Source organism: Streptomyces cyaneochromogenes (assembly GCF_003963535.1).
GTDB lineage: Bacteria > Actinomycetota > Actinomycetes > Streptomycetales > Streptomycetaceae > Streptomyces > Streptomyces shaanxiensis.
Window position 1 is genome coordinate 7,902,745 of record NZ_CP034539.1, and the last position, 24,377, is coordinate 7,927,121.

Sequence of the window (24,377 nt, forward strand, 5' to 3'; positions counted from 1 at the left end):
TGCTTCTCAGCAGCGGAAGACCTGAAGTGCGGCCGGAGTGTGGGACACCGAGGGTCTCGACGTGCGCTGGTGCGCGGCGCCGGTTCTGGCCGGCTCGTGCGTGGCCGCGGGGTCCCGGGTGAGCAGGGGCCGACAGGGCGCCTCGGGCCCGGAATCGGCGATACGCAGACGGTCGCGGGTGCGCAACGGACCGGTCGGGTCCCCATCGCCCGACGGTATGCAGTGGCGGGACGTGAGGGTTTCGTCGCGCAGCGCCTTCCCGGACAGCTTGATTCCGGGCTGGGCTTTGGCCTCTGCCTGACTGACTGTGTGCGCGTCTGCGAAGTACGCGGCAGGTGCGAAGAACTGGAGGGCGAGCAGGACGGCGGCGAGGAGCGAAACCACGGTCCGGGCCGTCGTACCTCGGAACATGCGCCCCCCTCCAGTGAGTCCACACCTCTTGCGCGAGCCAACACTTGGTCAACCGTTGGTCAAGAAACACATTAGCCCGGCAAAGTTGTTTGCAGGGTTAACTTAACGTTTCAAGCTGAAGAGAGCCTGAAACGCGTGGGTGGGATGGCCGGAACTCCCCCTTGACCAGGGGGAGTTGGCGGGTTAGGGGGCGTCAGGCGCCGACGACACCCTTCGCGTCGCGCGCGAGGGCGGTGAGGCGCGAGATGGCGCGGAAGTACTTCTTGCGGTAGCCGCCCTTCAGCATCTCCTCGCTGAAGAGCTTGTCGAAGGGCAGTCCCGAGGCCAGGACGGGCACTTCGCGGTCGTAGAGCCGGTCGGCGAGGACGACGAGACGCAGGGCCGTCGACTGGTCGGGAATCGGCTGTACGTCGGTCAGGCAGACCGCCTTGAGCCCGTCGGTCAGCGCGCCGTAGCGGCTGGGGTGGACACGGGCCAGGTGGTCCAGCAGGTGCGGGAAGTGGTCGAGCGAGGCGCCCTCGGTGGCGTACGCCGCCTTCGTCACCTGTTCGTCGGAGTACGGCGCCGGCGCCTCGGGCAGGCCGCGGTGGCGGTAGTCCTCGCCGTCGATGCGCAGCGTGCGGAAGCGGGCCGACAGGCCCTGGATCTCGCGCAGGAAGTCGGCAGCCGCGAAGCGGCCCTCGCCGAGCTTGCCGGGCAGGGTGTTGGAGGTGGCGGCGAGCGCGACGCCCGCGTCGACCAGCTTGCCCAGCAGGCTGGAGACGAGGACGGTGTCGCCCGGGTCGTCCAGTTCGAACTCGTCGATGCACAGGAGGCGGTGACCGGAGAGGGTCTGCACCGTCTGCTGGAAGCCGAGGGCGCCGACGAGGTTGGTCAGCTCCACGAAGGTGCCGAACGCCTTGAGGGACGGCTCGGCCGGGGTGGCGTGCCAGAGGGAGGCGAGCAGGTGGGTCTTGCCGACGCCGTAGCCGCCGTCGAGGTAGACGCCACGGGGCCCGGCCGGGGTCTTCGGCGCCTTGGACCGGCCGAACCCGAGGAAGCCGCGCTTGCCGGCCTTCCCGGCACCGCTGGCGTGCGCACCGCCGAGTCCGCCCGCGAAGGTCTCCAGCACACCGACCGCCTCGGTCTGGCTGGGCTGGTTCGGGTCCGGGATGTACGTGCTGAAGCGGACCGAGTCGAAGCGCGGCGGCGGCACCATCTCGGCGACAAGCCGGTCCGCGGGGACGTGCGGCTCGCGGGCGCACAGGGACAGCGGGCTCGCTTCGGCTATCGGGTGCGTACCGGAGGCGGCGGAGGAGGACGACACGGTTCACCATGCTAAGCGCCGTGCCACACTCCATGACATGCGACGCCTGTTCCCTGTGACCGACGAAACAGCAGCGAGGGCCTCCGGCGGTTCGGCCGTGGACGACGGGGCCGGAGTGGTCGAAGGGGGGCCTGTGGCCGGTGCCCCCGGTGGGGGCGGTGTGCGCGGGGATTCCGGCGATGCCGCGGGTCCCGGCGCGGCCGGCGGAGCTCGTGATGAGCGAGGGTCGGGGATCCCTGGGGCGCGTCCCGACTCTGCGGGCCCCGGAGGGGCGGGACGGACCGATGGCCGTCGGGAGGAGGCCGGGGGTGCCGGGGTGGGCCCTGAGGGCGGTCGCCCGGGCGGCGAGGTCGGGGGCGGTGCATCCGGTGGCGCATCCGGGGGCGGTGGCCCTGCGGGCGGGTCGGACGAGAGCAGAGGCCCGGTGGATGGCGTGGCCGGGGTTGGTGGGCGGGCAGGTGGGGCGGCCGGGGTCGGTGGTCCCGCGAGTGGTGTGGCCGAGCGTGGTGGCCCGGCTGCCGGGGCGGACGAGGGCGGTGGCCCGGCGGTTGGGGTGGCCGGGGACGGTGGGCCCGCCGGTGGAGTGGCCGAGGGTGGTGGCGCGGCGGTCGGGTTGGTCGGGGGCGGTGGCCCGGCTGGCGTCGGCGGCGATGGGGTCGAGCGCGGGGCTCGTCGTGACGCCGTTGGCGGAGCCGGCTTCCCCGGCGCCGATCTGGCCGACCGGGAGTGGAGCCTCGCCGAGCTCGCCGCCGCCTATGCCTACCCACGCCCGGCGCCTGGCGGCCGGCAGCCGTGGTTGCGGGCCAACATGGTGTCCACGCTGGACGGCGCCGCCCAGCACGACGGACGTTCGCAGCCCATCTCCTGCGCGGCCGACATGCGGATCTTCGGCACCCTGCGGGCGCTGGCGGATGTCGTGATCGTGGGTGCCGAAACGGTACGTCAGGAGGGGTACCGTCCGGCACGCGCGCGTGCCGAGTTCGCGCAGGCGCGCGAGGCGGCCGGGCAGGGGCCCGCACCGGCCATCGCGGTGGTCAGCGCGAGCCTGGACCTGGACTACACCCTGCCGCTCTTCACCTCGCCGTCGGTGCCGACCCTGATCCTCACGGGCGCCGCGGCGGCCCCGGACCGGATCGCGGCGGCGGAGAAGGCGGGCGCGCGGGTGGTGATCGCCGGTGACGGCGTCGGCGTGGACCCCGTCCGGGCCGTCCAGGCTCTCGCCGAGCTCGGCCACACCCGGCTGCTGACCGAGGGAGGGCCGCGGCTGCTCGGCCAGCTGGTGGCCGCCGGTGTGCTCGACGAGCTCTGTCTGACGATCTCCCCGATGCTGACCGCAGGTGACGCCCAGCGCATCGCCGGCGGGCCCTCGGTGGCGGTCCCCGAACGGTTCGAGCTGGCGTCCTTGCTGGAGGAGGACGGCTTCCTGTTCGGCCGGTACCGGCGGAGGTGAGGTTGGTCCGGACATGGGTCCTCTGGACGCCGTGATCCTGAAAACGGCGGAATCCACCGTTCCGTTTAGCTTCCGCCGGGCACACTAAAAATCGCAGTCCCCGTGCGAGCACGGGGCAGGATGGTTTCCGCAGAAGGGGCGCCCGGTGTTCACAAGCGTTTTGATGATCGAGAAGGCCCTGACGTCCGCCGACGTGGAGTTCGTCACCACCTTGCACGGGGACGAGGAGGTCTCCTTCCATGTGCTGCTCCAGCCGCGGGGCGAACAGGCCGACCGGCTGTTGCGCGCCATCGACGACATCGCGCTCGGCGAGCTGGACGAGGCCGTACGGGAAGGGAAGACACCCGAGGGCGAGGAGGCGATGAGTACCGGTGAGCGGGCGCTGGAGGTGTCGCTCACGGCCCTGCGCGGGGCCGGGGCGGAGGCCGAGGGGCGGCTGCTGGAGGATCATCCGCTCGACGCGCTGAGGGCCGTGGTGGACGAGGTCGGCGCGGATGAGGTCATCGTGTTGACCGACCCCCACTACGTGGAGGAGTTCTTCCATCGGGACTGGGCGTCGAGGGCTCGGCACAAGGTGGGAGTGCCGGTGCTGAAGCTGTTCTCGCACAGCAAGGCGTAGCGCCGTAGGGGCCGAGGAGGGCACAGCCCCGCGCCCCTGGGCGTTGCGGCCACCGCCAGCTAATAGGCTGAGGGCTCATCGTCGTACCGCATCTGGGGAGAACACACATGGCACCCGGCATTCCCTCCGCCATGGACCGACCGCACTTCATCGGCATCGGCGGGGCCGGGATGTCGGGGATCGCGAAGATTCTCGCGCAGCGCGGGGCCGCGGTGGCCGGCAGCGACGCCAAGGAGTCCGGGACCGCCGCGGCGCTGCGGGCGCTGGGTGCGACCGTGCACATCGGGCATGCGGCGGAGCACCTCGCCGACGACGCGAGCTGTGTCGTGGTGTCGTCGGCGATCCGGCAGGACAACCCCGAGCTGGCCCGCGCCGCGGAGCTGGGCATCCCGGTCGTGCACCGGGCCGACGCGCTGGCCGCGCTGATGGACGGGCTGCGTCCGATCGCGGTCGCCGGAACGCACGGCAAGACGACCACGACGTCGATGCTGGCGGTCTCCCTGACCGAGCTGGGCCTGAAGCCGTCGTACGCCATCGGCGGCGACCTGGACGCCCCCGGCTCGAACGCCCTGCACGGCGACGGGGACATCTTCGTCGCCGAGGCGGACGAATCGGACCGCAGCTTCCACAAGTACGCGCCCGAGGTCGCGATCGTCCTGAACGTCGAGCTGGACCACCACGCCAACTACGCGTCGATGGACGAGATCTACGAGTCCTTCGTGACGTTCGCCGACCGGATCGTCGACGGCGGCACCCTGGTGATCTCGGCCGACCAGGACGGGGCGCGGGAGTTGGCCCGGCGGGTGTCCGGGACCGTGCGGACGGTGACGTACGGCGAGGCTGAGGACGCCGACGTCCGGGTGCTGTCCGTGCTGGCGCAGGGGCTGAAGAGCCAGGTCACCGTCCTGCTGGACGGCCAGGAGCTCACCTTCGGGGTCTCGGTGCCCGGCCGCCACTACGCCCTCAACGCGGTGGCCGCCCTCGCGGCGGGCGCGGCCCTGGGCATCCCCGCCGCCGAGCTGGCCCCGGCGCTGGCCGCCTACACGGGTGTGAAGCGGCGGCTCCAGCTGAAGGGCGAGGCCGCGGGCGTCCAGGTCATCGACTCCTACGCCCACCACCCGACCGAGATGACGGCCGACCTGGAGGCCATGCGCGCGGCCGCCGGGGACGCCCGGATCCTGGTCGCCTACCAGCCCCACCTCTTCTCCCGCACCCAGGAACTGGGCAAGGAGATGGGCGATGCCCTCGCCCTCGCCGACTCCTCGCTGGTCCTGGACATCTACCCGGCCCGCGAGGACCCGATCCCCGGCGTCACCAGCGACCTGATCATCCAGGCGGCCCGGGTGGCCGGCGCCGAGGTGACGGCCGTGCACGACAAGTCCGAGGTTCCCGCGCTCGTCGCGGGAATGGCGAAGCCCGGTGATCTCGTTCTCACCATGGGCGCGGGCGATGTCACCGACCTCGGCCCGCTCATCCTGGACCGCCTGTCGAAGTGAGGGACGAGGACCCATGTCGTACGACGTCGAAAAGCCGGACGAGCAGTGGCGCGCGGAGCTGACCCCGGCCGAGTACGCCGTGCTCCGCCAGGCCGGCACGGAGCCCGCCTTCACCGGTGAGTACACCAACACCAAGACGACGGGCGTCTACTCCTGCCGCGCCTGCGGCGCCGAGCTCTTCACCTCCACCACCAAGTTCGAGTCCCACTGCGGCTGGCCGTCCTTCTACGACCCGAAGGACACCGAAGCGGTGGAGCTCATCGAGGACCGCTCGCACGGCATGGTGCGGACCGAGGTGCGGTGCGCCCGGTGCGGGTCGCACCTCGGGCACGTCTTCGAGGGCGAGGGGTACCCGACGCCGACCGATCAGCGGTACTGCATCAACAGCATCTCGCTGCGGTTGACGGCGGACGAGGGCTGAGGAAGGTTCCTCGGAGGGTCAGCATTCCACCCCGGCAAGAGCCAAGTGGCGTGCCAGCTGGGCGCAGGTGTCGCCGCACCGCAGCGGCTGGTCAGGTAGCGCAGGGAACGGCTGGACAGGTCGATCGACGACGGGTGCACGAGCACACGGGGAGCTCCTGGCAGTACGGGCGATCTTGGTCGAGAACCCGTCTACCAGGAGCTTGCGCCACACCGGTGCGGATCGTGGCCGCCCAGAACACAGACGGCTCTGACACCGTTGCTCGAAGAACGCCCACCGCTCAGCCGTCACAACCGTCGAGGTCGTCGTCACACCCCTCCACCGCGTCCCGGTCGATGGTGTCCAGGCGCCACAGGATCAAGCCGGTGCCGTCCTTGACCGGGTCGACCCGTGCGGTGAACGGCTTACCCGCGGGGATGTTGAACTGGTCGGCTTCCCGATCCCCGCACTCGATCCCGTACGCCTGCTCCTGATCGCCTCGCGACAGGGTGAGGGTGAGTTCCCCGATCCCGTCCGTGTCACAGGTGATGCTGAGGAGGTACGGCCGGTCGCCGGGCGTCTTGTGCTTCTTGTCCATGCCGCTCGCGATGAACGCGCTCGCGGTGTCGACGAGTTCCGGACGCGCGTCGCTGTCGGAGGCCGATTTCAGGGCCCGCTCCGCCCGCTGCATCGCGTCGTCCGGCTCCCAGGACCGGCCGCCGTCACCCGGCGGCTTGCTCTGCTGACCCGCAGATGCCGAGGGCCGGGGGGACGACCGGTCCGCTGCACCGTTCGGCTCGTCCTTCGCTTCGGCACAGCCGGCGAGCAGAGCGATCGTTGCGACGTAGACCGGCAGGAATTGACGTGTACGCATGTATCCACCGTAGGTACGGGGCCGGTGGCGGGGCCGTCGCCCCGCCACCGGCTCAACGCGGGTTTTTGCTCACTTGTCCGTGGTGATCCGCCGCAGCAGACCGGGGCCGCACACCGAGTCGCAGGACTCTTCGGCGGCTGTCTCCCCTCCGGCGGGCCGACCACTGTGCTGCCCGCGAAGGAGCGCGCTGCCCCTGGCGGGCGGGGGCACGAGCTGGTACTCCCGGCCCAGCGCGTCGGCCTGGGTGTTTCCGTAGACCGTCACCTCTCCGTCGGACCAGCGGACAAAGAGGTCGTCCTCCCACAGATTGCCGCCGAACTCGCCGGGCACAAGGACACGGGAGTGGGTCCACAACCGGTTCGCGGGCTTGAGCTGCCGCTCCCTCTTCAGACCGTTGGCGCCGAGGTCCTCGTACACGGTGAGTTCACCGTCGGACCAGCGGACGAGGAGGTCGAAGTCGGAGTTGGTGGTGCCGTCGAAGTCGCCGCCCGCGATGATCGTGGCGTGGTTCTTCCACAGGTCATTCGGGGCCTGGAGCTTCTGCTCGGCGTGGAAGCCCGTGCCGTCGACGTTGGTGTACTTCGTCACCTCGCCGTCGACCCAGCGCACGACCACGTCGTCGGGCCACTTGTTGCCGCCGAACTTGCCGGTCGCCAGACCCTTGGCGTACTTCCATGTCGAGCCGGCAGCGGCGATCTTGATCTCGTTCGCCGGGTGCTGATCGCCGGCGGTCGGCAGTTTCGTCGTCTCGTCGATGTCCTTGTAGATCGTGACTTCGCCGTCGCTCCACTTGACCATCAGGTCGAAGGCGTTGGAACCGGTGTAGTCGCCCGCGGTGATGACCTCGGCGTGGTCCGCCCACAGCTTGTTGGGCTTCGCCAGCCGGGTCTCGCAGGGCTGGCCGGCGGCGCAGCCGGTGTAGAAGCCCTGTGACTGGTCGCCCGGGTACAGGGTGACCTCTCCATCGGACCACTTGACGATCAGGTCACCGTCCTGCGTCTTCTGCGAAGACGTGTGGAACTGGCCGGTGGCGGCGGCTTCGGCATGGGTCCACAGGTTGGCGTCGCCCATGCCCTCGATCCCGGTCGGCTGATCCGGCGCCGAGTCGTTGACCGCCTGGTTGTACAGGCGCACCACGTCGGCGTCGAACTGGGAAGAGTAGGAGACGTTGTCGAACTTCCCGCCGGTCTTGTATCCGCCGATGACACCGATGACATCTCCCCGCTTGCCATCGAAGTTCCGCAGGAACGGGCCGCCGGACACACCGGGGGCAAATCCGTCGCAGGCAATCTCCAGGAAGCGGCCCTCGAACTCCTTCGTGGTGGTCGAGGGGCAGACGAGCGGCGACTTGGCTCCGCCCGGAAAACCGATCAGGGTAACGTTCTTCTGGTTCAGGTTCCCGGAGGCGGGCAGCGTGGTCAGTTGGTTGCCCATCCCCGTGGCGTTCTCCAGGAACTGGCCCTTGGAGTTCGGGCCAGTCTTCAGGAAGGCGAAGTCGAGGTCATCTGCCTTCACCGTGCCCTGGGACAGATAGCGCCCGTCGATCCAGATCTTGCCCTTCTTGATCGGGAAGATTCCGTACGGTGCGATGCCCTTGGCCCTGTTGTTCGGGTCCACCTTCCACCCCGGGGCGAAGGCGAGATTACGGAACCGGTCGTTGTCGTTGAGGCAGTGCGCGGCACTGAGCACCAGTGACTTGGTGGGTGAGGCCACCGAGGACGCGGAACAGAACTGGTCGCGCTTGCCCGGATCCGACTGCGGGTCGTCGTCCTGGCTGATCAGGAAGACACCGGCGGTGGCCACACCGTTGTTGTCGACGTGCGAGGGAGACCTCATCAGGTCGCGCAGCGTCGGCGAGTCCTCAACACCCTTGTCCGGATTGGCGGGCACCGCATCCGCGATGCGCTCCGGCGTCCAGTACGCCTCCGCCCTCTTCGCCTCCGCGATTTCTTCGGGTGTCGCCTTCAACCCGTCATCCGGCGTTGCGGATTCCTTGGGATCCGCGGAGCCCTCCGGCGTCGCCTTCGCGGGGGCCTCCGGCTTCGCGGGGCCCGCCTCAGAACTGGGAGCAGGGGATGCCGGAGCAGTGGTTTCCTGCTTCGCCTCATCCGTCGGCCCGGACGTGGACGGGGTGCCTGACGGCGCGGGGGAGGCATCGTCCAGGGTGACCGGAACCCCGGAGGAGCCGGACGGCGTCGCAGTCGGTACGGCAGGACTGGACGTGGCTGATGCCACGCCGGGCGAGGCCAGCAGGATCGCCGTGGCCGCGCCGAACGCAGCAAGACGGACGGCTGTTTGTATTCGGTGGCGCATCAAGTTCTTTCTGGGCATGCGGCATTTGCGGTCCGCACGGGTCACCCCCATGGCCCGCAGCGCGGTCGGCGAGGCAGGCCGTTGGGGCTGCGGTGAGTCAGGACTCCTGGGATGTTGTCCGGAATGTCTCTTCGTGATCTCCGTTCGCTGGTGGCACACCAGGCCATCCGCTGGTGTTGCACCAGGTCAGAGGGAGGTTTCCGCTCGATGGTTGCTCGTGGGCTGCGGGCGGAAAGGTGAGCAGCGTGACCAGGCCGTGATCGGCGGCAAGTGCTGCGGCGAGAGCCTCGATCGTGGCCAGGGGCGGCTGGCCGTCCTTCTGTGACCCGAAGGACACCGAAGCGGTGGAGCTCATCGAGGACCGCTCGCACGGCATGGTGCGGACCGAGGTGCGGTGCGCCCGGTGCGGGTCGCACCTCGGGCACGTCTTCGAGGGCGAGGGGTACCCGACGCCGACCGATCAGCGGTACTGCATCAACAGCATCTCGCTGCGGTTGACGGCGGACGAGGGCTGAGGTCCGTCCAGGGGCCCAAGTGCCCCTGGACGCGCCCCGTTCGGCAGACGGAACGGCTCCTTTGATTTGGTGCCGGACAGGTGGAGTGTTTCCTTACGGCACAGTTGGTGTCCGCAGGGTTTTCAAAAACTGTGTACGCCCTGGACGTTGGCACTGGTTGGCGCTACTTTCAGGATCCTCGACGGATACCCATCGGGACGTCGAATCAATGTGATCCCGCAGAATGCGAGGCCAGGAATGCCGAGCATCAGCATCAATGTGATCCGTGTGGGGTCGGAAAACTTCACGTCTTCCGACCTCTCCGAGATTCTGAAAGCCGTCAATTTCACTCGCTCCACGTACGCCTCGGTCGGCGTGACGCTGGCCCGTGTGGAGCACTACATCATCCCGTTGGCGCGCGCGGGCGGCCGGGATGTGATCGACAGCAACGACGAGGCGGTCGCCCTCACGGACGAGTGGACGGTGCAGAACAACGCCGTCGACGTCTTCTTCGTGAAGACCTATGTCGGCTCCGTGGCCGGGCTCTCGCCGGTCGGAGGCCCCTGCAACAAGGACGCCAAGGGGATGGACGGCGCTGTCGTCGAACTGATCCCCGGCATCACCGGCCACATTCTGGCCCATGAGATCGGCCACTACCTCGGGCTGCCTCATCTCAACAACGACTCCACCAACCTCATGTTCCCCAGTGTCCCGAACGGTGGGAATCTCTCCACGAGTCAGGGGAACACCATGAAGGGACACTGCTTCATCGAGTAGTCGTCCACCGGCAACAGATCGGCAAGGTGACCAAAAATGGTCCGGGTTGAAATACCCGAGCGTGACAGGCAGAAAAGCCTTCTGTCGGAGGCTGCCACCGGTGGAGTGGAACGCATCCCTCCTTCTCTGGCAGTCGATCTGCTGGCCGAGCTGGAGATATCCGAACAGGAACGGAGCGAGGCTCTTCAGGCCGTCCTCCGTAATTCGCGGACCGAATCTCCGGTCAAGGCTCTTGTGATCCATTCTCTGGCGCGGCTCAGGGGGAGCGAGGCCGTACCGGACATCCTCGATGCTCTCCGCGAAGCTCCCGAGCAGGACTCCGCGGTGGCCGTCGCCGTGGCCACCGCCCTGGGACGTGTGGGCGGCGCCGAGCAGGTGGGCACGGTCCGTGGGCTGGTCGATTCCACCTCCCATGAGCGGGTCCGTCAGGTCGCGCGGTTCGCGACCAATCTCCTGGCCCACCGCCATGGTCTCGCCGACCAGGTGGTGGAGTTCCCCGAGGCAGGCCTTCAGCCGCGACCCGAGGCCACCGGCGCCTCGGTGTTCCGGTCCACGGCGGCGGGGCAGTTCCGCAGGCGCGAGTCCCTCAACGCGGCGCGCCACGACCTGCCCTGGTTGAGCGAGGATCAGGACTCCTACGAGATCCAGTGCGGCCGCCAACTGCTGACGGTGCTGGTACCGCGTGGCATCACCGGCAAGGACGGCATCGCGCAGCTCACCGCGCGGCCGCTCGTCGCCGCGGTGATCACCGCGCGGAAGGAGTCGTCGGGCGAGTCCTTCGCCTCGCTGCTGGTGCTGACCCATCCGGGCAAGGGCGGCGTCGAGGCGATGGTGAGCCGGCTGAAGGGCGAGCCCTTCCTCCTGGGCAAGGGCACCGTCGAGCGTGACGAAGCGGTCTTCGAGCTGGTCTCCGTGCAGGCTCCCGGACTGCCCGCGGTGTCCGTGCGGATCAGGCTAGACCGCGGACAGCTGGAGATCTCCGGCGTCTCCTCCCAGCGGAAGGTCGCCGGGACAGCGCCTGAGCAGGTGGCCGAGGACGAGGGCCTGTAGCGAGGGCCCACCGCGCACGACGCACACCACGCACACCGGCACCGAGGGATGCCAGGGCAGCCTGTCCTGGCATCCCGTGCGCGAGGGTGCTCAGCAGTGGACTCCGGTCGCGCTGGCACGGTTGACGCGGGTGTTCCTAGACTCGAAGGAGGTGTCCGGACCCGGCGGTCAGGGGCTGCGGGAAGGCGGTGTCGCTGCGTGCCGTACGTCGCTGTGAGTGCGATCAGCCACCCGGGGCTGCTGCGTGAGCGGAACGAGGACAGCCTCGTCGTCGGGCCGTGGACGCTGTGCTCCACCGTGACCGAGAATCCACAGACGCTGATCTTCCCGCTCGGCACGCCCCTCGTCGTCGCCGTGGCCGACGGGCTCGGCGGACATCCCGGTGGGGACGTGGCCAGCGCTCTCGTCGTCCGGCAGATCGCGTCCCTGGGGCCCGCGCTGAGCAGCGAGGTCGCCGTCCGGGAGGCACTGAACGTCTGCAACCGGGCCGTGTTCCAGGCCGCCGGCGCCGAGCAGGGAGCCGACCTCGTCGGCATGGGGACGACAGTCGCCGGGGTCGTCGTGCAGTCCGGCTCGCTGTGCGTGTTCAACGTGGGCGACAGCCGGGTCTTCGCGGCCTCCCCCGACGGGCTGCGGCAGCTGAGCGTCGACGACAGCCCGCCGCACCCGGCCGGGCAGACCACGGCCCTCGTCACCCAGTGCCTGGGCGGCTCGCCCACCTTCCGCGCCGTCCACCCCCATGTGACCTCCGAGACCCTGACGCCGGGCGAGCGCTACCTCATCTGCTCGGACGGCCTGACCGACCCGCTCCCCACGGACGTACTGGACGAGATCCTGCGCAAGCACGACGACGGTCGCGCGGCCTTCGAGCTGTGGAAGGCCGCCATCGAGGCGGGCGGGCCCGACAACATCACGGTGGCGGTGGTGCGGGTCGAGGTGGAGGAGTAGCGGGCGGGCACTCGCGGCGGTTGGCGCACGAGGCGCGAGTGGCGCCGCCGGCTCAGAGGATCTTGCGCTGGACCATGATCGACAGCACCAGCGCGCCCGGCAGCAGGGGCACCCAGACCGTCAGGACGCGGTAGCCGATGACGGTGGCCGCGGCGAGGCCCACCGGCGCGCCGAAGGTGACCATCATGAACACCAGCGCCGCGTCCACGGGGCCGATGCCGCCCGGTGCGGGCACGGCGCCCACGGCGGTGCTGGCCAGGAGGAGGGCTAGGGTCACCTGCGTCCAGGACAGCGGCAGGCCGAGCGCGAAGCCGACCGAGGCGATCACGCTCGCCTGCAGCAGCGGGGTGGCGGCCGCCCCGCCCCAGAGGGCGAGGACGCGGCTGGGCCGGGTGTGCAGGATCCGGGCGTCGGTCAGGGCGGTGCGTACGAAGCAGACGAGGGGCCGGCGCAGCGGACGTACGGCCGCCGCGAGGATGCCCGCCGTGCCGACGGCGGCTGTCACGCCGACGGCCACCAGCAGCAACGTCCGCCTGTCCGGGACGAGTTCGCCCAGGTGCAGCAGGTCGGGGAAGGCCACGAGGAAGCCGAGCAGGACGGCCGTCTTCGCGATCGGCTTGACCAGCGAGTACAGGGCGAGCGAGGCGGTGCCCCGGGCCAGGGGTATGCCCTGGTTCTGCAGGAAGCGCAGGGTGACGGCGTGGGCGCCGATGCTCGCCGGCAGCACGTGGTTGGCGGCGCCGGCCGCGAACTGCGACGCGAGCAGCGGGCCCGGTGGCAGCCGTTCCGGCAGGGCGCCCTGGCGGACCACCGCGGCGACCACCCAGCCCGTGCAGGTGAAGAAGAGGCCGCAGAGCAGCCACCACGGGTCGGCGGAGGCGAGCCGGGCCGCCCCGTCGCGGAAGGTGTGCCAGTCGGCCGCCGCCCAGGTACCGATCAGCAGGAGCGGGAGCAGGGTCAGCGCGTGGCGGGTGAGGCGCGCCGGGGAGAAGCGGGTGGGGCGGGCGGGGGAGAAGGGGGAGCGGGCCGGAGCGGGGGCGGCCGGGGCGGGCAGCGGTCCGGGGAGATCGCTGAGCGGGAGCGAGGACACAGCGCGGTCGTCCTTCCGCGTCCTACCCGCGCGGGCGCGGGGCGGACGGCTAGAGGGCGAGGCAGGAGGGGACGTCGGAAACGTGCCCGTTCGACGTGACGCCGTGGTGTCCGGGAGCGGAAGCGGTGTCGGCGGGTGGGCGACGTGGTCCTGCTACGGATGTTGCCCGCGCGCACCCGCCTTCACTCTCACCGCATCCAGTGCCCGTCGGTGCTCCACCCGGTCAGGCGCCGGGCACGGCCCCCGTCCGCCGTCCCGTCCGCGCCGAAGCTTCCGCCCTCCGCGACCAGCACCAGACCCGCCAGCGCGGGCGCCAGCCGGGTCGTGACGTGGGCGGGGTGGCGGGCCGTCTGCTCGTCCAGGCCCGCGATGACCCGCAGCTGTTCGTCGGGCGGGCAGAGGGACAGGTGGAACAGGGTCTGGCGCCAGGCGTAGGCCGCGTCCTTGATGGTGGCCAGGGGGCGCGGGTTGTGGTGGACGCGGGCGGTCAGGCGGCACACGGTGTCGAAGCTGCGGCGCGCCAGGTCGGCCCAGCCCGGCTGCGGGGCGATGCCCACCCGGTGGACCAGCGTGGCGAGGTTGTGCGTGGTGAGGATCTGCGCCTGCTCGATCACCGTGCCGTTCGCCGCCACGGACCAGGACCCGGCCCCGGCCCCGGACGCCGCCCTGGCCCGCTCGGCGCACAGCCGCGCGAAACCGGGGGACGTACGGGCACCGCGGGAGTGGCTGAGCGCGACACCGGTCTCGGTGATCGCCAGGTTGCGGATCGCGGCGTAGTCGATGCCGTAGTAGCGCTCGTACAGCGTGCCGCGGAGCAACTCGCCCGCGATCCGCGCCGCCTTGAGGAACTTCGGGCTGAACGTGTCCATGAAGATGTCGGCGGCCAGCTCCTCCACGAACGGGGCGCCCAGGTCGGCCTGGCGCTCGAGCACGCCGAGTTCGCGGACGAGCGGGTTGGGCAGGATCGTGCCGGGGAAGGCCTGCACGGCCAGCTCGCCGAGCTGCCGCAGTACGCCGAGCGCACCCTCGCCGTCCGGCTTGCCCGGCACCGCGGCGCGCTGTCCGGACACCGCCCGTACCCAGGGCAGTTCCTCGACGCGCACCTGGTGTTCCAGGTTGAGCAGGAGCAGGGAGCGGCGGCCCCGGAACGCCCGGTAGTTCGCGGCCATCAGCGTCCGCAGGGACTCGTCGCGGTATGCCTGCGCGGTGGTGGCGGCGACCAGCTGCGGTACCAGCTCGGCCAGCACCTCGGCGGACGGGACGACGCCCCGCTCCACGAGCGTGCCGAGCGGCGCGCTGAGCGCGGCCTCGACCACCTGGCGGACGGCGGGCGGTACCGCCGCCCCGGCGGGCAGGCCGGTCTCCTGGCTCTCCTCCGGCGTGACCGCGGCGACGACGGGGGCGACATCCGGGATGCCCGTCTCCTGGGGCAGCCCGGCGAGCCGGCCCAGCACCAGTTGGGCCAGGGCGTGGTGGGAGGGGAGCGCCGCCTGCTCGGCCTGGTTCCGGCGCAGGGCGGTGTGCGGTGCGGAGCCCGGCAGGCCGCGCCGCCGCACCATGGACTCCACGGCGTGCCGCAGCAGGCCGAGCCGGCGCGCGTCGAGCGGCCGGCCGGCGACGGTCTCCTCCAGCGCGCCGCGCAGAATGCCGAGGTTCTGCTTCGGGCTGCGGTGCTTGGTGCAGCGGGTGTGTTCAGTGGCCAGCAGCCGGTAGCGCTCCAGCAGAGCGGCCGCGTGTGCCAACCAGTGGGCGTCCGGGGTGAGTTCGAGCACCCGCCCGTCCCGCGCGGTCCGCAGCCAGTGGGCGAGCAGTTCGTCGCCGAACGGCTGCCATACGGCGAGTGCCTCGCGCTGGGTCTCGATGGCCGCGTTGGGCCGCCGGCGTGCCAGCGTGCCGACGGCGTCGGAGACGGTGAGCCGGTGGACGGCCGCGGCGGCGTCCGCCGTACCGGCCTTCGGCGCGGGGCCGTCCGCCGGGCGGGGCAGGAAGCGGAGCCGGTCCGCGAACGGCTCCAGTTCCGCCGCGAGGTCCAGCGCCGCGTCCGTCTCGCCGTGCCGCACCAGCCAGGCCATCGTGAGCAGCGCGGCCTCCTCGGGCACGCCGGTCTCGTAGTGGCCGCTGTCCAACAGGGCCCACAGCCAGGCGAGTCCGCCCTCGGTCAGGCAGTGCGCGAAGAGCGCGCGCCGCTCGGCCGGTACCCCGAAACTCCGCGCGGCCTCGGTCTCGTACGGCTGGAGCGGGCCGCCCGCGCCCGCGGCGCCCGTGGCGAAGCCGCCCCGCACCACTTCGGGGGTCACCCAGGCCGGAAGCCCGGCCACGGGGGTGCGTGAACCGACCGTCAGCCGGCCCGCCGCCATCCCCGCGAGGACCGCACGCCAGCGCTGCCCGCGCACCTCGGCGCGGCGCCGGGTGTCGGCGTCCTCGTGGGTCAGCGCGGTCGTGAAGGCCTTGGCGAGCTGGGCCGCCGCATAGGACGGGGCCGCGGTGAGGGGCTGCTGGTCAGCGTTGTCGTTCATAAGCCGGCGTGGCAGGTTCCGCCCCTGCGCCCTCCGGGTCTCAAGCCCGGTGCTCTGCTGCTGAGCTACACGCCGATGAAGGTCGACGGTAGACGTCGGGATGATCACCGTACAACCGGATTTCCGTCGGGTCTGCTGCCGCGTGGGGGGACCTTGGCCCGGGCGAGGCGGGTGGTGGGACCGGCGGCGGGCGCTGGTCCATCAAGGACGAACGCGGGCGTACGGTCACGCTCGACAAGACACCGGAAACCCTCGTCGCCTTCGTCAGCACCGCCGCCGCGCTGCATGCGCCGCGAAGGCGACCTGGCGGCAGCTGCCCGCCGTCAAGGCCGGCCAGGCCGTGCCCTGGGCCATGGAGGAGCGCTACAGCTACGCCGGGTACGCGCCCGTCCTCGAACGGCTCGCCCACGCCGTGCGGAAGGCGAAGAAGCTGTCCGCATGACGAGCTGCTGAATCGGGCAACCATCGGACGGTTGACTTTCGGCTGACCGAGCCAGAGCATTGCCGGGGTGAGCCACTTCGAGCACGTCCCCCTCGGGTCGACCACCTCACTCCCCGTCGATCTGGACGAAGCCGCCCACCGCTGTCTCGTCGCCGGGTTCGACGGGGCCACCAGCGTGCCGGACATCCTCAAGGAGCTCATCGACCGCGGCCTCGGCGGGGTCATCCTGTTCACCCGCAACGTCCGCGACGCGGAGCAGGTGCGGCGCCTCACGGACGAGCTGCGGGCCATCCGCCCCGACCTTCTCGTCGCCATCGACAACGAGGGCGGCGGCATCGGCCACCTGGTCGCCGCCGGCGCCCCCGAGGTCCCCGGCTCCTACGCCCTCGGCGTCGTCGACGACCCGAACCTCACCGCCCGCTGCGCCGACGCGCTGGCCGGGCACCTGGCCGGCCTCGGCATCACCGCCTCCTACGCCCCCGTGGCCGACCTCCAGCACCGGCCGGACAACCCGATCGTGCGGACCCGCTCCTTCGGCGCCGACCCCGACCTCGCCGCCCGCCATCTGCGCGCCTGGATCACCGCCACCGAGGCCCGCGGCATAGCCTCCTGCGCCAAGCACTTCCCCGGCCATGGCGGCACCGTCACCGACAGCCACCACGGCATGGCCGTCGACCCGCGGTCGTACGACGAACTGCGCGCCGACCTCGAACCGTTCCGCGCTGCCGTCGCCGTGGGCGTGCCGATGCTGATGAGCGCCCACGTCGTGTTCCCGGCGCTCGACCCCAACCGCCCCGCCACCCTCAGCCGCCGCGTCCTGGGCGACCTGCTCCGCCACGACCTCGGCTTCGACGGCGTCCTCGTCACCGACGCGCTGGAGATGAGGGCCATAGCCGACCAGTACGGCGAGGCGGCCGGCGCGCGCATCGCCCTCGCCGCCGGCGCCGACCAGGTCGTCGTCGCCGTGGGGGACCTGGACGTCACGCTGGCCTGCCGGGACGCGGTGCTCGACGCGCTGCGCACCGGCGTGCTGGCTCAGGAGCGGATCGAGGAGGCCGCGGGCCGGGTGCGGCGGCTCGCCGCGCGCTACGCCACCCCGCCCGCCGACGTCGCCGGCTGGGACACGCGGGCCGGTCTCACGGCCGCCCGTCGCGCCGTACGCGGCCGCGGCGTACCGCCCGCCGCGCGCGGCGCCCACGTCGTCGACCTGTTCCCGCCGCCGCACCCCGCGCTCAACTGGGGCGGCGAGGACCTGCTGACCGAGGTCCGCGCGCTCGACCCCACGGCGACGGGGACGGCCGTGACCGGGGAGTGCGGCGCGGACCCGGACGCCCTGGTCGAGGGAATCCTGCGCCGCTGCGGCACCGCACCGCTGGTCGTCGCCACCTGCGACGCCGGGCTGCACCCCTGGCAACTGCGGCTGCGGGAGGCCCTGTTGGCCCGCAGGCCCGACGCCGTACGAGTGGACACGGGACTGCCGGAGGGCGGGGCGCTGTGCTCGTACGGGCGGGGCCGGGTGAACCTGCGGGCGGTCGCCGAGGTCGTGGCGGGCGTCGCCCACGGCTGAGGCGCGCCAACCGGGTCACGGCGACGGCGCTCAGGACGGCCGTACGACCTCCTTGATCCCCCGCGCTGCCAAATACTCCGCGTCGTCCGCCCGCCCGGCCAGGACCACAGCGGGCCGACCGCCGTCCGCCCGCGCCCGCATCCACGCCTCGAAGTACGCCCCGCCCGGACCGGACACCGACCGCGTGCCCGGCGTGCAGTCCAGGACCAGGGCGGTGTCGCGGGTCTCGGGTGCGGGGGGTGCGGCGCGCAGGTCGGCGACGGTCTCGGCGAGGGCCTCGGCGATCGGCTTGGGGCGGCCCGTGGAGTCGAACAGGCCCAGGGTGTACTCCAGTTCCGGGAAGTCGGCCAGCGACCGGTCAACGTCGTGCGAGCACCACCAGGTCACGCCCCACAGCCCCGCGCACCCGGCCGCGTTCCGTACGGTGGCGCGCGCGAAGTCGGGGGCGTCGGCGGCCGGGATGTGCGGTTCGGGAGCGCCCGTCTCCTGGACCCAGACGGGGCGGGCGGGGTCGGTGGCGTACGCCTTGGCCAGTTCGGTGCCGTACTCCGCGAGGTGCCCGACCTGCGGGGAGCGCGGGCCGTAGCGGCGGGCGCAGTCGCCGGAGAACACCCAGGGGTGGACGGTGGTCAGGTCGCCCTTGCGGGCGGAGGCCTGCGGGGTGAAGGGGTGGTCGTCGCCGTACCAGGCGGCGTCGTACGCGGAGTGCGTGACCAGGCCGCCGCTCTCGCCGAGTCCGTCCCGGGCGGCGGCCAGCAGGGTGTCGAGGTAGTGGTCGACCTCGTCCGGCGTCACCGGGTTGTGCTCGACCAGGTTGTTGAGCTCGTTGCCGAGTTGGAGGCCGAGGAGGTGGGGGCGGCCCGCGAGGGCGCGGCCGAGCGTGCGCAGGAGGGCGGCCTGGGCGTCGATGGCCTCGGGGTCCGTGAACACGTTGCGGTGGTGCCCGCTGCGGGTCCACTCCGGGTAGAAGTCGAAGCTCGACAGATGGCCCTGCACACCGTCCACCATGACGTCGAGACCGGCCTCGCCGGCCAGGTCGACGAGGTGCGCCAGCTGGTCGACGGCGGCGGTGCGGACGAGGGTGCGGTTCGGCTGGAGCAGCGGCCAGAGGTGGAAGACGCGGACGTGGTCGAGGCCGAGCCCGGCTATCGCGTCCAGGTCCGCACGCGCGCGTGCCGGGTCGAAGTCGTGCCAGGAGTGGAACCAGCCGTGGCGGGGCGTGTAGTTGACGCCGAAGCGGAGCGGGTGGATGGGATCCTCCTCGGGCCGGGCCTGCTCTGGGCTTGGCTGGGCTGCCGTCTGTCCCTCGGCCGCCGTCTGTCTCTTGTCTGCCGCGAATGTATCAACCACCATGGGCAACGATGAATAGTGATTTGAACCAAACCTCGGCGTACGTCGTCGGCCTGGACGCCGGAGGCACCCGTACCCGTGCCGTCCTGGCGCCCGTGCGCGACGGCGGCCCCGAGGGCGAGGGCGTCGGCGGTCCGGGCAACGCCCTGACGGTGCCGGGTGCGCAGCTCACCGAGCATCTCCTCGAGGCACTCGCGGGCGCCGTGCCGGAAGGGCTGCGCGGCCGGGTCGTGGCGGTGGCGGGCGGGTTCGCCGGAGCCTCCCGGACCGCTCCGGACGAGCCCGGCCGGGTCAGGGCGCACGCCGCGCTCACCGTCGCGCTGCGGCGGCTGGGCATCGGCACCGACTCGGTCGAGATCCACAGCGACATCGAGGCCGCGTTCGCCTCCGCGCCCGGCCACCCCGCCGACGGCCTCGCCCTGGTGGCCGGCACCGGCGCGGTCGCGGCGCGCGTCACCTCGCGTGCGTGCACCACGACCGCCGGCGGCGACGGCTGGCTGCTCGGCGACGACGGCGGCGGCTTCTGGATCGGACGCGAGGCGGTGCGGCTGGCGCTGCGCATGGCCGATGGGCGGGGCGGACCGACGGCGCTGGCCGCGTCGGTCGGGCGGGCGCTGGGCGTACCGGAGGACGTCCTGCCCGGCGAGGCTCCGGGGCCGTACGACGAGCCGTACGACGCGGGATCCTGGACGCGGGCCCGGCGCGAGGCCTACCGCATGCACCTGCTCCCCGCCGTCATGGCGCGCTCGCCGGTCGCGCTCGCCGAGTTCGCACCGCTGGTCGCCGAGGCCGCCCGGCACGAGGACGCCGTCGCCGCGAGGATCCTCGACACGGCCGCCGACCACCTCACCGGCTATGTCCGCGCCCTCGAACCCCGGCCCGGCGAGCGGGTCGTCGCCACGGGGGGCCTGCTCGGCCCCGACGGCCCGCTCACGGAGCCGCTCACCGTCCGGCTGCGGCCGCTCGGACTCACCCTCGACTGGGTGGCGGACGGCTCCTGGGGAGCGGTGGCACTCGCGCGGCTCGCCGTCTGAACGCACCAACCGCCCGCACCAGCTGCCCGTCCACGAAGCACTCACACGCACCGCCCGCACGAACCGAACGCAAGAAAGGGACCGGCCGCATGCCGACTCCGGATCACGCGGCCGTGCCCCCCGCGGCCGACCGCCCTCGCTACCTCGACCCCACCGCGCCGGTCGAGGCCCGCGTCCGCGACCTGCTCTCCCGGATGACCCTGCGCGAGAAGGCCGGCCAGCTCAACCAGCGCATGTACGGCTGGAACGCCTACCGCCGCACCCCCGACGGCGGCTTCGAACTCACCGACGCCCTGTACGCCGAGACCGACCGCTTCGAAGGACTCGGCGCCCTGTACGGACTCCAGCGCGCCGACGCCTGGTCCGGCGTCGACCACGGCAACGGCCCCGGCGCCGGGGACGCCGCGGCCCTCGCCGACCTGGTGCAGCGGCATGTCGTCGAGCGCAGCCGGCTGGGCATCCCGGCGCTGTTCGTCGAGGAGGTGCCGCACGGGCTCATGGCCCTCGACGGCACGGTGCTCCCGGTCAACCTGGCCGTCGGCGCCACCTGGAACCCCGAGCTGTACGAGCGTGCCGCCGCGCACGCCGCCGCCGAACTGCGCGCCCGGGGCGGGCATGTCGCCCTGGTCTCGGCGCTCGACATCGCCCGCGACCCGCGCTGGGGACGTACGGAGGAGTGCTTCGGCGAGGACCCGTACCTGGCGGCCCGGCTGACGGAGGCCGTGGTGCGCGGCATGCAGGGCGAGCCCGACGGCGCCCCCGCGGGCCGCTTCGCCGCCGACAAGGCTCCCGTCGTCCTCAAGCACTTCGCCGGTCAGGGCGCCACGGTCGGCGGCCGCAACTCCGCCGAGTCCGAGCTGGGCCCGAGAGAACTGCACGAGATCCACCTCCCCGCAGCCCGCGCCGGGATCCGCGCCGGGGCCGCCGCCGTCATGGCCGCGTACAACGAGGCCGACGGGATGCCCTGCTCCGGCAACCGCGCACTGCTCACCGAACTCCTCAGGGAGAGCTGGGGGTTCGAGGGGCTGGTCATGGCGGACGGGCTGGCCGTCGACCGGCTGGCGCGCATCACGGGCGACAAGGTCTCCGCAGGGGCGCTCGCGCTCAACTCCGGTGTGGATCTGAGCCTTTGGGACGAGGGCTTCACGCATCTGGCGGAGGCGGTCGTAAGGGGGCTGGTGGCCGAGGAGGTCCTCGACGCCGCCGTCGCCCGCGTCCTGCGGCTGAAGTTCCGGCTGGGACTGTTCGACCGGCAGGGCGCACCGGCGCCGCCCCTCCCGGCCCGGGGCAGGGAGCTCAGCACCGCCCTCGCCCGGGCCGCGGTCACCCTCCTGCGCAACGACGGCACCCTGCCCATACCGGCGGCCGTCTCCCGTATCGCCGTTCTCGGACCCCAGTCCGCCACCGTCGCCCACCAGTCGGGCGACTACACAGCGCCGCGACACCCCGGCACGGGCACCAGCGTCCTCGACGCCCTGCGCACCCTCGCCCCGCCCGGCGTCGACATCCGCCATGCCCCCGGCTGCGCGCTCACCGGCGGCGACCTCTCCGGCGTCCCCGAGGCCGTCGCCGCGGCCGCCGCCTCCGACCTGGCCGTGCTCGTGCTGGGCGGCAGCAGCGCCCGTACGCCCGACACGGAGTTCGACGCCAACGGGGCCGCGCGGACCGCCGTCTCGCACATGACCTGCGGTGAGGGCGCCGACCTGGCCGGGCTGGAGCTGGGCCGCGCCCAGTACGCGCTCCTGGCCGCCGTGGCCGCCACGGGCACGCCGACGGCCGTCGTACTGATCCAGGGCCGCCCGCACGTCGTGCCCGACACGGCGGGCGCACTGCTCACCGCCTGGTACCCCGGCCCGTGGGGCGGCGAGGCCATCGCCGAGGTGCTGCTCGGGCTCACCGAACCCGTCGGCCGTCTGCCGGTCTCCGTGCCCCGCTCGGCCGCCCAGCTCCCCGTCTACTACAACCACAAGGACACGGAGTACGGCGGCTACGTCGACGAAAGCGCGGAGCCGCTGTACTCCTTCGGGCACGGGCTGTCGTACACGAGCTTCGAATACGGCCCACCGCGGCCGGCCGGGCACACAGTCGAGGTCGACATCACCAACACCGGCCACCGGCACGGCCGTTCCGTCGCCCAGCTCTATCTGCGTCGGCTGCGGACGCCGGTGTGGCCGCGCACGCTGGAGCTGTGCGGTTTCCGGGCTGTCGACCTGGCGCCGGGCGAGACCCGTACGGTCACGTTCCCGCTCGGCGCCGACCTGCCCGGCAGGGGCACGGTGGTCGAGTTCCGCGTCGCCGAGTCGGCACGGGCGGCGCTGACCGCCGTACCGACTCAGAGCTTCACGGCCCCCGACGAGACGCCCTTGTAGAACCACCGCTGCGTGATCACGAACAGCACCAGCACCGGAATCACCGAGATCACCGACCCCGCCATCACCAGCCGCTGGTCGTACCCGAACGACGACGTCTGCAGCCGGGCCAGACCCAGGGTCAGCGTGAAGTGCTCCTCGGAGCGCAGCACGATCAGCGGCCACAGGAAGTCGTCCCAGGCGCTGATGAAGGTGTTGATGGTGACGACCAGGATGGCGCCGTAGGCGGAGGGCAGGTACAGGTGGCGGAACCTCTTCCACTCGCCGGCGCCGTCCAACATCGCCGCGTCCTCGATCTCGCGCGGCACCGAGAGGAACGCGGCGCGCATGATGAGGACGTTGATCGCGGCGACGAAGCCGGGCAGCCAGACGCCGACGAGGTTGTCGACCAGGCCCATGTCCCGGACGCTCAGGAACAGCGACACCATGATCGACTCGAAGGGGAACATCATGGACGCCATCAGCAGCACCCAGACCAGCTTGCGGCCCTTCCAGCCGGGCTTGGAGAGCATGTAGCCCGCCATGGTGGAGAAGACGAGCTGGCTGGTGATCGAGATGACCGCGATGAACAGGCTGTTCCCGATGTACGTCCACACCGGGACCTGGTCGAAGACCTCCTTGTAGGCCCGCAGGGTGGGGTGGTGCGGGATGAGGGAGGCGCCCGCGCCGAAGACGTCCTCGGTGGGGCCCTTGAGCGACGACAGCACCTGCCACGCCAGCGGGCCCACGGTGATGAACAGGACGAACACCAACAGCAGGTAGCGGACGACCAGTTCGCGCGGACGGCCGTAGTCCCGCCGGCGGGGGGTCGGACGCCGGTTCTTCTCGACGGCCGTGGTCATCCCTCGTCCTCCTTCGTCAGGCGCTGGGCGAGCAGCGTGAGGCCCAGGGTCAGGGCGAACAGGGCGACGCTGACCGCCGCGCCGTAGCCGGCGTTGCCGGTGAGCGGGTCGAGGCCGACGTCCCGGATGTAGAAGGGGAGCGTGCGGTCGGCGCCGCCGGGGCCGCCGGTGGCCCCGCCCAGCATGTAGATCTCGGTGAAGACGCGCAGCGAACCGATGCCGGTGAGGGTGCCGACCAGCATCATCGAGGTGCGCACGCCGGGCACGGTGATGTGCCGGAAACGGCGGACCGCGCCCGCGCCGTCCACGGCGGCGGCCTCGTGCAGCTCCTTGGGCACGTTCCCCAGCGCGGCCAGGTAGAAGATCATGTACCAGCCGAGGCCTTTCCACACCGTCAGGCCCATCGCCGACAGCAGGATCAGCCACGAGTCGGACAGGAACGGGATGGCGTCACGGATGATGTGCGCCTTCTGCAGCCAGGTGTTGACCAGGCCCTGGTCGCTCAGCAGCCACTGCCAGCTCAGGCCCACGACCACGCTGGAGGCGAGGACGGGGGTGTAGAAGGCGGAGCGGAAGAAGCCGATGCCAGGGAGGTTCTTCTCCACCAGGACCGCGAGCAGCAGCGGCAGCATGACCATCAAGGGGACGACGATCAGGGCGTACAGGATGCTGTTGCGGGTCGCCAGCCAGAAGTCGGAATCCCCCAGCATCCGGGTGTAGTTGTCCAGGCCCACCACGTCGTACGCGCCGCCGAGCGGCTTGGCGTCGGTGAAGGACACCAGGATCGTGTTGAGGAACGGGAACACCCCGAAGACCGTCGTGCCGACGATCGCCGGGAGCATCCACAGCCACGGCAGCCACCAGCGGCGGTAGAGCGCCGCGCCCCCCGCGTCCGCCGTCGGGCCGGGCGTGACGGAGCGGAGGGCGCGGCGCAGGCGCCCCGGCGGTTCGGGTACGGAGCCGGGGCGGGGGGCGCCCTTCCCGAGGGGAGCGGGAACGGGCGCCTGGTCCACGGTGTGCTGAGCCATC

At 71.8% G+C, this 24,377-nt stretch carries 19 protein-coding genes, 1 tRNA gene and 1 pseudogene; 11 read left to right on the plus strand and 10 right to left on the minus strand.

Features of this window, described 5'->3' with window-relative positions:
- Positions 1-6: 6 nt before the first annotated feature.
- Both EJ357_RS35795 and zapE read right to left on the minus strand, forming a co-directional pair.
- On the minus strand, positions 7-411 hold the full coding sequence (locus EJ357_RS35795; protein WP_126395820.1) for a hypothetical protein: 405 nt from the start codon (positions 409-411) through the stop codon (positions 7-9).
- 193 nt (positions 412-604) lie between these two features.
- Complete coding sequence (zapE, locus tag EJ357_RS35800; RefSeq protein WP_126395821.1) at positions 605-1,717, minus strand: cell division protein ZapE; 1,113 nt, start codon at positions 1,715-1,717, stop codon at positions 605-607.
- A gap of 712 nt (positions 1,718-2,429) precedes the next feature.
- Between zapE and EJ357_RS35810 the strand changes: the two genes are divergently transcribed.
- The 4 genes from EJ357_RS35810 (at position 2,430) to msrB (ending at position 5,703) form a co-directional block, all read left to right on the plus strand.
- A complete protein-coding gene (locus tag EJ357_RS35810) occupies positions 2,430-3,167 on the plus strand; it encodes a pyrimidine reductase family protein (protein WP_228473222.1) in 738 nt (245 codons plus the stop codon).
- A gap of 145 nt (positions 3,168-3,312) precedes the next feature.
- On the plus strand, positions 3,313-3,786 hold the full coding sequence (locus EJ357_RS35815) for an indole-3-glycerol phosphate synthase (RefSeq protein WP_175647639.1): 474 nt from the start codon (positions 3,313-3,315) through the stop codon (positions 3,784-3,786).
- A gap of 107 nt (positions 3,787-3,893) precedes the next feature.
- Positions 3,894-5,282: a UDP-N-acetylmuramate--L-alanine ligase gene (gene murC / locus EJ357_RS35820; RefSeq protein ID WP_126395822.1), complete on the plus strand. Its 1,389-nt coding sequence runs from the start codon at positions 3,894-3,896 to the stop codon at positions 5,280-5,282.
- Between the two features lie 13 nt (positions 5,283-5,295).
- Positions 5,296-5,703, plus strand: a complete 408-nt coding sequence (gene msrB / locus EJ357_RS35825) for a peptide-methionine (R)-S-oxide reductase MsrB (RefSeq protein ID WP_126395823.1) — start codon at positions 5,296-5,298, stop codon at positions 5,701-5,703.
- Positions 5,704-5,983: 280 nt separating this feature from the next.
- On the opposite strand, the gene EJ357_RS35830 is transcribed toward msrB, so the two are convergent.
- Both EJ357_RS35830 and EJ357_RS35835 read right to left on the minus strand, forming a co-directional pair.
- Entirely contained in the window at positions 5,984-6,556 is a 573-nt protein-coding gene (locus EJ357_RS35830) for a hypothetical protein (protein ID WP_126395824.1), read from the minus strand.
- A 69-nt stretch (positions 6,557-6,625) separates the two neighbouring features.
- Positions 6,626-8,524, minus strand: a complete 1,899-nt coding sequence (locus EJ357_RS35835) for a trypsin-like peptidase domain-containing protein (protein ID WP_126395825.1) — start codon at positions 8,522-8,524, stop codon at positions 6,626-6,628.
- Positions 8,525-9,174: 650 nt separating this feature from the next.
- Between EJ357_RS35835 and EJ357_RS35840 the strand changes: the two are divergent.
- The 4 genes and pseudogenes from EJ357_RS35840 to EJ357_RS35855 all read left to right on the plus strand — a co-directional run.
- Positions 9,175-9,384 (plus strand): annotated as a pseudogene (locus EJ357_RS35840) (peptide-methionine (R)-S-oxide reductase); the annotation flags it as partial.
- Between the two features lie 147 nt (positions 9,385-9,531).
- Complete coding sequence (locus tag EJ357_RS35845; RefSeq protein ID WP_126395826.1) at positions 9,532-10,140, plus strand: M12 family metallo-peptidase; 609 nt, start codon at positions 9,532-9,534, stop codon at positions 10,138-10,140.
- 36 nt (positions 10,141-10,176) lie between these two features.
- Positions 10,177-11,190 carry a HEAT repeat domain-containing protein gene (locus EJ357_RS35850; protein WP_126395827.1) on the plus strand — a complete coding sequence of 338 codons (1,014 nt, stop codon included), beginning with the start codon at positions 10,177-10,179 and terminating at the stop codon, positions 11,188-11,190.
- A 198-nt stretch (positions 11,191-11,388) separates the two neighbouring features.
- Positions 11,389-12,138: a PP2C family protein-serine/threonine phosphatase gene (locus EJ357_RS35855; RefSeq protein WP_126395828.1), complete on the plus strand. Its 750-nt coding sequence runs from the start codon at positions 11,389-11,391 to the stop codon at positions 12,136-12,138.
- Between the two features lie 52 nt (positions 12,139-12,190).
- Here the strand turns inward: EJ357_RS35855 and EJ357_RS35860 are convergent, their stop codons facing one another.
- The 3 genes from EJ357_RS35860 to EJ357_RS35870 all read right to left on the minus strand — a co-directional run bounded on the left by EJ357_RS35860 (position 12,191) and on the right by EJ357_RS35870 (position 15,819).
- A complete protein-coding gene (locus EJ357_RS35860; RefSeq protein ID WP_126395829.1) occupies positions 12,191-13,228 on the minus strand; it encodes a lysylphosphatidylglycerol synthase transmembrane domain-containing protein in 1,038 nt (345 codons plus the stop codon).
- A 188-nt stretch (positions 13,229-13,416) separates the two neighbouring features.
- Complete coding sequence (locus tag EJ357_RS35865) at positions 13,417-15,744, minus strand: hypothetical protein (RefSeq protein WP_126395830.1); 2,328 nt, start codon at positions 15,742-15,744, stop codon at positions 13,417-13,419.
- A 3-nt stretch (positions 15,745-15,747) separates the two neighbouring features.
- Positions 15,748-15,819: transfer RNA gene (locus tag EJ357_RS35870), tRNA-Ser, on the minus strand.
- Positions 15,820-16,253: 434 nt separating this feature from the next.
- Here EJ357_RS35870 and EJ357_RS35880 point away from each other — a divergent pair.
- Positions 16,254-17,753, plus strand: coding sequence for a glycoside hydrolase family 3 N-terminal domain-containing protein (locus EJ357_RS35880; RefSeq protein WP_126395831.1), 1,500 nt, complete (start codon positions 16,254-16,256; stop codon positions 17,751-17,753).
- A gap of 30 nt (positions 17,754-17,783) precedes the next feature.
- Here EJ357_RS35880 and EJ357_RS35885 read toward each other — a convergent pair whose 3' ends face one another.
- Positions 17,784-19,106: a glycoside hydrolase 5 family protein gene (locus EJ357_RS35885; protein ID WP_126395832.1), complete on the minus strand. Its 1,323-nt coding sequence runs from the start codon at positions 19,104-19,106 to the stop codon at positions 17,784-17,786.
- 8 nt (positions 19,107-19,114) lie between these two features.
- Between EJ357_RS35885 and EJ357_RS35890 the strand changes: the two genes are divergently transcribed.
- Positions 19,115-20,137, plus strand: a complete 1,023-nt coding sequence (locus EJ357_RS35890) for an N-acetylglucosamine kinase (RefSeq protein WP_126395833.1) — start codon at positions 19,115-19,117, stop codon at positions 20,135-20,137.
- Between the two features lie 89 nt (positions 20,138-20,226).
- Positions 20,227-22,506, plus strand: a complete 2,280-nt coding sequence (locus EJ357_RS35895) for a glycoside hydrolase family 3 N-terminal domain-containing protein (protein WP_126395834.1) — start codon at positions 20,227-20,229, stop codon at positions 22,504-22,506.
- Here the strand turns inward: EJ357_RS35895 and EJ357_RS35900 are convergent.
- Positions 22,470-23,348 (minus strand): carbohydrate ABC transporter permease, encoded by an 879-nt coding sequence (locus EJ357_RS35900; RefSeq protein ID WP_126395835.1) that lies wholly within the window; start codon positions 23,346-23,348, stop codon positions 22,470-22,472. The genes EJ357_RS35895 and EJ357_RS35900 overlap by 37 nt on opposite strands.
- The gene (locus EJ357_RS35905; RefSeq protein ID WP_126395836.1) at positions 23,345-24,376 is read right to left on the minus strand and encodes a carbohydrate ABC transporter permease; all 1,032 of its coding nucleotides are present in this window, start codon (positions 24,374-24,376) and stop codon (positions 23,345-23,347) included. The genes EJ357_RS35900 and EJ357_RS35905 overlap by 4 nt, the downstream gene beginning before the upstream one ends.
- Position 24,377: the final 1 nt, after the last annotated feature.